At 44.3% G+C, this 9654-nt stretch carries 8 protein-coding genes and 5 pseudogenes; 1 reads left to right on the top strand and 12 read right to left on the bottom strand.

From position 1 onward, the window contains the following. Nucleotides 1-206 precede the first annotated feature (206 nt). From BC351_RS37300 to BC351_RS37260, 8 genes and pseudogenes are all read right to left on the bottom strand, one after another. Nucleotides 207-872, bottom strand: coding sequence for a DUF899 domain-containing protein (locus tag BC351_RS37300; protein ID WP_079417190.1), 666 nt, complete (start codon nucleotides 870-872; stop codon nucleotides 207-209). A gap of 584 nt (nucleotides 873-1456) precedes the next feature. Then, the gene (locus BC351_RS37295; RefSeq protein WP_079420713.1) at nucleotides 1457-2119 is read right to left on the bottom strand and encodes an NAD-dependent epimerase/dehydratase family protein; all 663 of its coding nucleotides are present in this window, start codon (nucleotides 2117-2119) and stop codon (nucleotides 1457-1459) included. Between the two features lie 58 nt (nucleotides 2120-2177). Beyond that, a pseudogene (locus BC351_RS43700) lies at nucleotides 2178-2324 on the bottom strand (MarR family transcriptional regulator); the annotation flags it as partial. A 344-nt stretch (nucleotides 2325-2668) separates the two neighbouring features. Continuing rightward, nucleotides 2669-3245, bottom strand: a pseudogene (locus BC351_RS37280) (transposase); the annotation flags it as partial. Then, nucleotides 3244-3363, bottom strand: a pseudogene (locus tag BC351_RS44565) (type II toxin-antitoxin system Phd/YefM family antitoxin); the annotation flags it as partial. The pseudogenes BC351_RS37280 and BC351_RS44565, both read right to left, overlap by 2 nt. Nucleotides 3364-3368: 5 nt before the next feature. Continuing rightward, a pseudogene (locus BC351_RS37270) lies at nucleotides 3369-4240 on the bottom strand (arylamine N-acetyltransferase family protein). A 372-nt stretch (nucleotides 4241-4612) separates the two neighbouring features. After that, the gene (locus BC351_RS37265; RefSeq protein WP_079420709.1) at nucleotides 4613-5341 is read right to left on the bottom strand and encodes an NAD(P)-dependent oxidoreductase; all 729 of its coding nucleotides are present in this window, start codon (nucleotides 5339-5341) and stop codon (nucleotides 4613-4615) included. A 267-nt stretch (nucleotides 5342-5608) separates the two neighbouring features. Beyond that, complete coding sequence (locus BC351_RS37260; RefSeq protein WP_079420707.1) at nucleotides 5609-5941, bottom strand: winged helix-turn-helix transcriptional regulator; 333 nt, start codon at nucleotides 5939-5941, stop codon at nucleotides 5609-5611. A gap of 129 nt (nucleotides 5942-6070) precedes the next feature. Between BC351_RS37260 and BC351_RS37255 the strand changes: the two are divergent. Further along, a pseudogene (locus BC351_RS37255) lies at nucleotides 6071-6388 on the top strand (EcsC family protein); the annotation flags it as partial. 91 nt (nucleotides 6389-6479) lie between these two features. On the opposite strand, the gene BC351_RS37250 reads toward BC351_RS37255, so the two are convergent. The 4 genes from BC351_RS37250 to BC351_RS37235 all read right to left on the bottom strand — a co-directional run bounded on the left by BC351_RS37250 (nucleotide 6480) and on the right by BC351_RS37235 (nucleotide 9568). Beyond that, nucleotides 6480-6923: a hypothetical protein gene (locus BC351_RS37250; RefSeq protein ID WP_079420704.1), complete on the bottom strand. Its 444-nt coding sequence runs from the start codon at nucleotides 6921-6923 to the stop codon at nucleotides 6480-6482. Continuing rightward, nucleotides 6920-7132 (bottom strand): helix-turn-helix transcriptional regulator, encoded by a 213-nt coding sequence (locus BC351_RS37245; RefSeq protein WP_079420702.1) that lies wholly within the window; start codon nucleotides 7130-7132, stop codon nucleotides 6920-6922. The genes BC351_RS37250 and BC351_RS37245 overlap by 4 nt, the downstream gene beginning before the upstream one ends. Nucleotides 7133-7448: 316 nt before the next feature. Continuing rightward, on the bottom strand, nucleotides 7449-8537 hold the full coding sequence (locus BC351_RS37240) for a hypothetical protein (RefSeq protein WP_079420700.1): 1089 nt from the start codon (nucleotides 8535-8537) through the stop codon (nucleotides 7449-7451). 581 nt (nucleotides 8538-9118) lie between these two features. Then, nucleotides 9119-9568, bottom strand: coding sequence for an SRPBCC family protein (locus BC351_RS37235; RefSeq protein ID WP_079420698.1), 450 nt, complete (start codon nucleotides 9566-9568; stop codon nucleotides 9119-9121). Between the last annotated feature and the right edge of the window lie 86 nt (nucleotides 9569-9654).

Genomic DNA, 9654 nt, shown 5'->3' with positions numbered 1-9654 from the left:
ACTGCCCGTTAGTTGAGAAAAGGCAACCGATCGTCTGACCGGTTGCCTTGATGATTCACTGATTAAACTAAAGTATCCGTTAAAAGGCAGCCAGCCTCAGCTGACTTCCTTCTCCTGCTGTTCAGGGAATGCTTCCGAAAAAGTGATGATAGCTATCGCTCGAAAATCCAGCAATTCATCAAGTTTGTTCCTTCCTCGGGTCACACTTAGTATTCATCGTGCAGCCGCCACCACGTATAAGGCGGTGTTTGCGGCCAACCCTCAGGTGAATCCTCCCAGTCTTCCTGGCGCCCGTATGGTGTCAGATCAAGGAAATTGAAGTCAGCTCTGAGCCTGTCAACACCACGAGCCGTCGTGTAATAGGTGCGATAAACTTGTTCGCCATCACGGAGAAAGACACTCAGGCCGAATCCACTACCTGCACCACAGTCCATGTTAAAGTTGTTGCCATTCGAAGAGAACCAGGGTACAGTCCAACGCATGCGCCTCTTGTAGGGCTCGATCTGTAATAATGGTGCAGGGGAGACTAGAACAAGGGTCGTATCACGAGCATGCAGATGAGCAAGATGGCCAATATTGTCTACAAATGACGAGCAACCTCTGCAACGTTGGTCCGATCCCGGAGCCATCATGAAGTGGTAGACGATTAACTGCCGTCGGCCGTCGAATAGATCAATAAGATTCGCTGTACCGTTCGGGCCCTCAAATACGTAATCTTTATCGATCCTTACCATCGGCAACATGCGACGTTCTGCAGCCAGTGCATCCAAAGCGCGAGTGAGTTCTTTCTCTTTGACTAGCAGATCTTCTCGAGCAGCCAGCCACTCTTGTTCTGAAACGATTTGTGGAAGTGCTGTTTGGTTCGATGTCATTTGGCTCCTCCTTGAAATTATTCTAAGTATCCCTTTAAATTATAACATTTTGAAATATTTGTGATTTATTGTGAATTGCGCATTTAATATTATGCAAATCTGCCCGTGAACAGGCTGCCGATCTTATCAGCAGCCTGGAGTTTTCAAGCTATCGTTCGCCGTTAGCTTAATGCTCATTGCCTATAACCTTTTTACAAGCTCTTCAATAGGTGTGTTAGTATCTTTTCTTTGAATTCTTTTTCAATTTCATCAAGGTCTTTTTTCTTCTGTTCAACAATTTTAATTCCTTTTTATACATCTCTCCATATTCTGGATCAACATTCGTGGATTAAAGGGAATTTTGGCTGAAAGCGAATATTTTAAAACAAGAGTCGATATTTGGTTATGTTATCCTGCCCGCTAGAGTAAAGGGCAGGTTTCCCAGCCCCTCCTCATCTAACGGAGTATGGCCGCTCACTTACGCATATCATGGATGCGCTTTGCGCTTGGGGGTGAGCGACACATTGAGAATAATTACCCGGATAAATCAGCTGTATTATTGAGCTCAGATGAATTGGTTTATGAGATAAGCCAAATGTATCCGATTAGGATTTAGCCAAATTACTGATATCCTTACTCTCGAGAATAGATTGGTCATACCCTTTAGTAACGGTATGAATCATTGCAATACCAAGCTCCTTTAAAGACACTGTAACGTTTGGAAATAGTCTTCTTAGAATAGGAAATAGCCACATAAATGCATAATAAGATTTATGCGTATTTTTTAATCCCTTTATTGGATTGATGTAGGCAGGGCGAAACATGTATGCTTTTTTGAAAGGCAGCTGCATGAGGTGATTTTCTGTCTTGCCCTTCACTCTTGCCCACATCCTTTTTCCTAGCTCTGTACTATCCGTCCCCATTCCGGAAACATAGCAGAACACCATATCTGGGTTCAAGCCTGCGAGCATTTCTGCCATATGCACAGTAAGATCAAACGATAATCGTGAGTACTCCTCCTCCTTCAAACCAACAGAGCTTACACCCAAGCAAAAGTAGCATGCATTATAGTTACTTAATTGAGACTTTATTGCAGATAAATCAAAAAAATCTTTGTGGATGATTTCAGTTAATTTGGGATGTGAAACGCCGCATGGTTTGCGGTTAATCACTAAGACGTGTTCCACATCAGGATGCTGCAGGCATTCATGTAATACACCCTCGCCAACCATCCCCGTAACACCTGTAATTATCGCTCTTATTTTCACGATGGATCCCTCCTTTTTCTCAATTAAATTGTTATTAACTATTCGTCTGTCCATAGTGAAGCTTGGCTCCCGCTGCCATTAGCCTAGACGCGACGAATATAGCTTGTGCGTCTATGTCTAGGTTATAGCGATCAATCTGCCGCTTGGATTATACTAGCGAAGGAATAGCGCCAATGTCATTTATTATTTTATTATTGTTGTTCATATATATAGTATGGCTCCTAATTACTTTTGTGTCAACACATTGTTATAACACATCAACACCCCGCCTTTCTTCATATCTGGAACTATATTCCACCTCGGTCGCTGCAAAAGGCTCGATCTCTCTTTTATTCCAAATCGAGTTAGAGCTGTTTGACAATAATTGTCGGATGACAAGAACTGATCCGATTAACGCCGACGCAGCCCTCCTTTTAAAATGAAAAAGCGACCTTTTTTTCTGAGGCCACTGAAAAAACATAGTTTTTGACTTCTTGAAGTAAACCTAAATAAATAATAGGGGAATTTCCATTCAATTCTGCCTTTATTTTATGGTTTTCTTCATGCTTTCTACTTCAGTAGCGTCAATATTCTTTTGAGGTTGATAGTGAATACAGCCATTGCCCCCTTGCATTTCCATACCACCAAGACCGAAGGTAGATGCTACTTCATACCCGTGTCTGTGTTTTAGCTCACTATTTTTCGCTTCGATTTTATAGTGCTCTTTCGCCTTTTCTTTGAAATACTCACTTTCTTGAAAAGCTTTCTGTTCGCTATGTTCGGTTGATTTGATGCTGATCGAATAGGTTTGGGATTTCGCCCCTTCTTTATAACAACCCGCTTTGAAAGGACATTGCTTACACTTTTCGAAATCAAAGTAGTAGGTATCTACTTCATTTGTTCCTACATTTTTTGTTCCCGTACGCGCCCGGCGAATCGCCATATGTCCAGCTTTACAAACATACATCCCTGCATCTTTATTGAACTCAAATTCATCTTCTTTTTTGCGATTTCCTTGTGAAATCATTGGGTTTAACTTGGACACTAATTTCAATTCGTTTTAATTAGTATACTTAATATTCTCTTTCTCAGAATAAGCTGCATCTCCAATGACCGTATCGATTTCCATGCCTGTTTCGCGGCTTTTATTCCGCTTCGTCTTCGGACAACTTACTGTGTAGTTCTATTAATGCTTGCTGCCGCACATTCTCCTCGATACTCATAACCACCATATCTCCAGTACCATTCTTGGTTATAAATACAGGTTCTTTTAATTAGAAGATTTCGTTCTCTTCCATTGCTCATGAATGTTCCGAACTTTCTTCCACAGCTCTTCCCGCTCTTGTCTGCTGTAGTTTACGAGATGCTCGCCAAAAATATCTCCCAGCACTTCAAGCCATTGCGACTTAGAGTGAAGCTCCGTCTTCTCTATGCCGTGAACGTCTCTCTTGCTCCACACGCAACCTCTAAGCTCGTTGCTTCCCGAAGCATGCCTCTGCCGAACGAGAAACAGATTGATCCACGGTGAATCCGCCGACCGGCTGTAATGCTCGTGCTGCGGTTCGAACGTTTTTAAATCATGCACGATTTCGGGAGCTACATCCACTCCGACGATCGTAGCGTTCGGGTCATGCACCATCCACCATCCTTTTTCTGCGACCTCCAATTCAGTAACCGTATACGCAAATGGACCTTGACTGTAAGCTCCCACTTGCAGGGGCAGTGGATCATACGGCATATCCCCGAGACCGGCATCAACTATCCATCTCTCTTCCCTACCTTCCTCGTTCTCCAAGCTGACCGTTAACCCAAGGTGGAAGAGTTTACCCTTGGTTGTTCGCCCAGTGGCTGAACGCCGGCTCTGTGCCGGGAAATCTTATACCCTAGTGAGGCGAGAAGCGAGCTAAACGCGCCATTGAGATGAAAACAATACCCGCTGCGGCCTTCAAGTATAAGCCGTACTGATTGTCTTTCGTCGATGGACGCCGGTCTTCCGGCAACGATATCCACCGTTTCCCATGGCACGTTCCGAATATGGGATCGATGAAGCTCAAATAGATAGTCTTTGGTAGGCGGGCTAACGTCATCTATGTCTAATCGGCGTAAATACGCCTTGATTTCTTCGTTCGTCAATTGCATCATCTAGTCATCAGCTGCCTTTCGTTTCGGTTTGTTCCTTACTGACTAAGCCGGCCGGTTATAGATTCAAGCATAGTCGCCGGGAAACCGTTATTCAATCCGAATTTAGACGATCTGTACCGGTACAGATGAGTGTGGAAGCGTTCTCCCGCAATTGCCGCTTTCATAACCCAACGAATCGTAATACTCCTGAATGTTGCTATGTATCTAGACGTTCGAAAAAAGCTCCATCTTTTACAAAATATTAGTACATTCATTATTACGCTAATCTGCCCGTTAGCGGAGCGGTCCATTTTAACTTGTCGGCATTCGGATAATGTTCTTGTCACAAATCGGCAATCGGCTCAAGTTCTTGACATTGTCAATTGATGTCACTTAGCTCACCGGAATATCGCTTTGATAGGCGAGACCGACCCTTTTTCTCTTAAAAGGCCCTTCGAGCTCGATATGGTCCAGCATGCATTTCACGACATCATCATAAGCAACATCCAGCTCTTGAAGCCGGCTGAACAAGTAACCGGCTATATCGGCCTCGGAAAATTCCTTGATCGTCTTCGGAATTGATATGGGCAAGGTCTCCGTTGTCACATGCAGATGAACCGACGCTGGAGGCTCTATCGAATCAATCATAGTTCCCGGACACATAATTGACCAATCGAGCTCAGACTGTAGGAGTCGTTCAAAATTCCGGTTGTGATCTTTATACTCGGGCGGGAAGCCGGGCAGATTATTGCCAATGAGGTCAGTATATGGAATATCCAGCAGGCCGGCACCTCCTATTACCCATACCCTCCCGGAAAAACTAGGGTGGATTTCACATTGGCTTATAATGTTATCAACGAGACGAACGAACTCATCTCCTTGACCTGCATGGCCGGCAGCAATAATAGCGGCGTCTTGATGCGAGAGCGCCTCGCCGACGCTTACTGGGTTTATGATATCGTCCACGACCACCTTCACATGTTTGGCTGAACGCTCTCCTTGCTGTTCATAAAACTTCTCAGAGTTTCGCACGAATGCTGTCATTTCATGTCCCATTTTACCCCCTTGCTCCAGCGCTCTTCTTCCCGTATTTCCTGTTGCTCCGAAAACAATAATTTTCATCAATTTGTCCTCCTTTTATAAATGACTCCCGATAGTTCATCTCTGGATTGACTCAAGCTTAGCATCATTTAAAAATCTTGATAAGAACCCACTTTAATGTAGGGTCTTACTTAAAAGTAAGCATTAAGCAGAAAGGGTTATCCATGTTGTTCACGGCAAAAATCGTAATGAAATATTGACTGTAAATAGCAAAAGCTGCCAGGTCAAATCCCGTGGCAGCTTTTGTTATGAGTCCTTGAATTAGTGTGCAAATGAATTTAACAAGCTTTAAGAAGCAGACTCTTCATATTTCCGCTTATTATGGTTTTCTCCCCAAGCACACATGACTTCTGCTACAGGAATCAATGTTTTGCCATATTCACTAAGGGAATATTCTACTTTTGGAGGGACGGTGGGGTAGACCGTTCTATCGATTATGCTCTCTCGTTCCAAGTCCCGTAGATGTTGTGATAGCATTTTTTGAGATACATCAGGTATAAGCTTTTCCAGATCGTTGAATCGCTTATTGGATTGTATCAAATGCCATAAAATCATTGGTTTCCATTTGCCGCCTAGAACATGAATGATTGTCTCCACTGGACATTCAAGCTGATGAATCATTGATAAATCATCCCCTTACCTTTAAGTAAGTTCATTACCTTAAAGTATACACTTACAAAATTTTACAAGTGATTTGCAATCCGGTCAACAAAAAAACTAATTTCTTTTCTGATACCAGACGTTCCAGAGGAATATCACGACGCAATCGACTTTCGGAAAATGCAGCAGATGGTGCCGGGGATTGGAGCGGAGGCGGGCGCTTGGGCGATTTACACCATTCTCAAGGAGCTAGGTGAATCCGCAACGAACGCTTATCGGTTGCGAAGATTGAACGAGGCTATGAGACTGGGGGTTAATCGCCTCCGCCTCCTCCGCCGTCGCAGCCGCTATCGGAGTTTTCAGAGTCTGTATATGCGACCGGAGAAATGCCGTCCCTCCCGCGTCTACAGAGATTATGGCCGGTCTTCGGAGCCGTCATCGAAGAAATTACGCCCCACCCGATCATGATAAATCATTTCGACCGGCTGAAATCGCGTCTTTTATTCAACTAGCGTTCCTCGTTAGCGGAATGATCAAGGAAGCCGAAAGTTGCTTTTTCTTAAAACTTTCGATTGTAATATTGGTTGGTGGAAATCCTTGTGAGAAGGATCACGATCAATACTGCAAACAGAGTGATCGAAATCGTAACGTTAAAGAAGCCGAATACAATCGCCGCCAAAGAAACGGAAAACAAAGTCACGTACAAACTCAAAGAATTCGCCTTTTCCATGATCAGCTTCTTCCGTTCGTCATGCTCTTCGATGTATAGCGTCTTCAGCAACGATTCGTTTCGCAGCGCGGCCCGCAACTTTTTCCCGACCAACAAAATTATGATCTGCATGCCGATAAAAATCCCGCCTTGCACTCCGTGTACGAAATCGCCCGCGTCGCTTTGGACCTTATGCCCGTATAGCGCAGTCAAAATAACGATCAGAGAAAACACACTGGTTGCACCGATTAGCCATCTTAATCTCCGCGTTAAAACCGTCCGAAATTCTGTCATGACCCTTCAACCTCCACATCACTGAAATCAAACATATCTTCAATCCTTAAGTGAAAATATTTCGCAATTTTATAAGCAAGCACAAGCGAGGCAACATACTTCTCGTTCTCGAGCGAAGTTATCGTCTGACGCGTTACGCCGACCGCGAGTGCAAGCTCCTCTTGACTGATCTTATGCTTTTTACGCAACTCCTGAATCCTTGTCTTCATGGCCTTGGTCCTCGATCCCCCCACTACATGTATAGTTCACTTTGCATTTATAATATAGTATGCTTTGCTTATAATGTAAAGCTGACTTTGCAAAAATCGCACATCTGTACAAGTGAAGAAAAAAAGGAGCTAGCCGAGGCAGCTCCTCGATTCTCATACTGGAGAATCATTTTTGATTTGAAGCAGGTTAAGCTTACTCCCCCCATTTGTTCTCCGTTCAGTCATCCTTGCATGTGTTTTTCAGATAATGCGGGTAGACGAAAAAAAAGACCGGGGCACAGTTATTCACTGTATCCGCCGGTCTATACTGAAAATTTTAGTCGTCTTTGCCACCCTTGCCCTTGTGCTTGCCGTTGTCCTGATGCTCTTTCTCTTTGATCTTTATTTCGACTTTCTTGTGGTCGTCCTTCTTTTGCTTGTCATGCTCTTGTTTGTCCTCGTTGTCGTCGTGATTTTCATCGTCGTCGTTATTGTTATTTGGGCTGATTGTGATTTGCGCATTCACAGTTGCAGCGGCAGCGACTGAGACAGTCGAGGGTGAGGCCGGGGTACTTACAGGGACTTCCGGCGTAATCGAAGGTGCCTCTGGAGTGCTTGCAGATGTTGCAGGAGTAACCGAAACTGCAGCTGGCTTCGCTTCAACTTCGATGTTGACGTTCAGCGTGGTTCCGTTCAGCTCAAACCAATTTGTGAACGCTGTGCTGATTTGCTGCTGTACGTTCGGCGCCTTCAGATCGATGCCGGCGAGCAGCGTACGGATCCAATGCTCCGCGTCGTCGCCTTTGAGGAATAGCCCGTCGCGGCCTTTCGGCTTCATTTTGATCATCGACATGCCGTTATTGTGATCGCCTTTATCATGGATATCCATGGTAAAGCCGTTGCCCTCGATCTTGATATGTAGCGTTTTCCAAGGTGCAGTGGCATCCGCCGATGCCGTTGGCGCAACGGTTTGCAACGAAGCTGACGATTTAGTTGGGCTTGTGCCGGCGGCCGGTGTTACAGGTGTTGCGGACGCAACTGCTGCGGCCGGTGCTGATGAAGCTGCGGTCGCCGGTTCCTGGGCGCTGCCCGATTTGTCCGTCACTGTAATCGAGATAGCTTTTATGTAAGCGACCTGTTTTTTTCCATTCAGGATCAGCTCGACCTTAAACCCCGTACCGAGATCGCTCATTTGCGCTTTGTGGTCATCCAAGAATACCCATACCATCTTCGATAGCGGCACTGTTTTTTCAGCGCCTTCGTCTGTCGAAACCGTTACGCCTTGGGTTGCGTCGATCGTTTTCACCGTTCCTGTCACGGTCTGCGAAGCTTCGTCGGCATTCGAAATGCCCGAAATCGAGCGTACTCCGAACGTAACCAATGTTGCGCACAAGAGGCCGATCCCCAACTTTGTCCATTTTTTCATTACTGTACCCTCCGTGTTGTTTGATCAGCTACTATTCTTTGATACCATTCGCGGAGGAGGCGGTATTTCAGGGGGGAGGAAAAACTAGCGAGAAATCTGCGAGGGAGATGCTCGATAAAATTCTGCCTGCAATGACGAAAAAAAGGGCCTGCTCCACCCCGCATTTGAACAACTATTCCACGTTCGTCAAATCGGTTGAAAAATTTTTCATTACGTTTAAATATCTCTACTCCATAATTAGAAAATAAGAGTTCGTCCGCCATAAGTCATTCTCGCTCAATTGAAATTATTGCAATTCTTATCTTTATTATATAACAAGGATGGACTTTCCTTTTATACAACCCCTGTTATTGCGTTATACTGCCCGTCTACTTGAACAGGCTGCCCAGATCAAGTTATATGGCCATTTACAAAATGTAACATTTTAGTGTATTCAGTGATTTAGTCTTAATGCCTCGTATTGAACAATTCTGCCTAATAGCGGAGAAGGCTGCCGATTCATGCTGTCGGCAGCCTTCTCCTGATTTATATTGAGCTCTTGTTCGCCGTCAGCGTAATGAACCTATATTGGGTAACGCTTTTCATTTTTCGGCATTATTTTTTATATATTCGTTTCGTCGTAAGAGTAAATGCTCCATATACGATCGTAAAAACATCACGTCTGCTAACATACCAAGTGGCCCAAAGGGTGAGGTATAGTCGAATTTATCTGTCATCAACGTCCCACCATCTTGTATTTCAAATGTATGTTCATGCCTAAACCTTTTAAAAGCACCGCTAACCATCTCGTCCACGAATTTATTAGGTGGATCAAACTCAGTAATGATTGATGTTAGTTGCTGGCGAATTCCGAAATGTGTAGCTTCCCAGGTCACGGTTTCTCCTAGTTCAATCAACCCGCTAGTACGACCTTTTACCGCTCTTTCATTTGTATGTGAGGTCGATTCCATGTGAATATCAATGCTGCGTGACAAATCAAAACACACCTGAATAGGTGCTTTAATAAACAGGGATATTTTTATAATTGGCATGAGTCACTCCTCCTCTACCTAGCCATTTATATTAGATAATAATAAGTTCGATATCTTCTCAATATACCCTGCTTTATTGAGTTAAT

Origin of the sequence: Paenibacillus ferrarius, from assembly GCF_002027705.1 — a bacterium.
In the GTDB taxonomy this organism is placed as follows: Bacteria; Bacillota; Bacilli; order Paenibacillales; family NBRC-103111; genus Paenibacillus_E; species Paenibacillus_E ferrarius.
This window is presented reverse-complemented; position numbering and strand designations above follow the sequence as displayed.

Excerpts from the sequence above, each read along its gene's own strand:
- BC351_RS37265 (WP_079420709.1), bottom strand. The coding sequence starts at position 5,341 with ATGAAAATTATTGTTTTCGGAGCAACAGGAAATACGGGAAGAAGAGCG.
- BC351_RS37260 (WP_079420707.1), bottom strand. The coding sequence starts at position 5,941 with ATGATTCATCAGCTTGAATGTCCAGTGGAGACAATCATTCATGTTCTA.
- BC351_RS37245 (WP_079420702.1), bottom strand. The coding sequence starts at position 7,132 with ATGAAGACAAGGATTCAGGAGTTGCGTAAAAAGCATAAGATCAGTCAA.
- BC351_RS37250 (WP_079420704.1), bottom strand. The coding sequence starts at position 6,923 with ATGACAGAATTTCGGACGGTTTTAACGCGGAGATTAAGATGGCTAATC.
- BC351_RS37235 (WP_079420698.1), bottom strand. The coding sequence starts at position 9,568 with ATGCCAATTATAAAAATATCCCTGTTTATTAAAGCACCTATTCAGGTG.
- BC351_RS37240 (WP_079420700.1), bottom strand. The coding sequence starts at position 8,537 with ATGAAAAAATGGACAAAGTTGGGGATCGGCCTCTTGTGCGCAACATTG.
- BC351_RS37300 (WP_079417190.1), bottom strand. The coding sequence starts at position 872 with ATGACATCGAACCAAACAGCACTTCCACAAATCGTTTCAGAACAAGAG.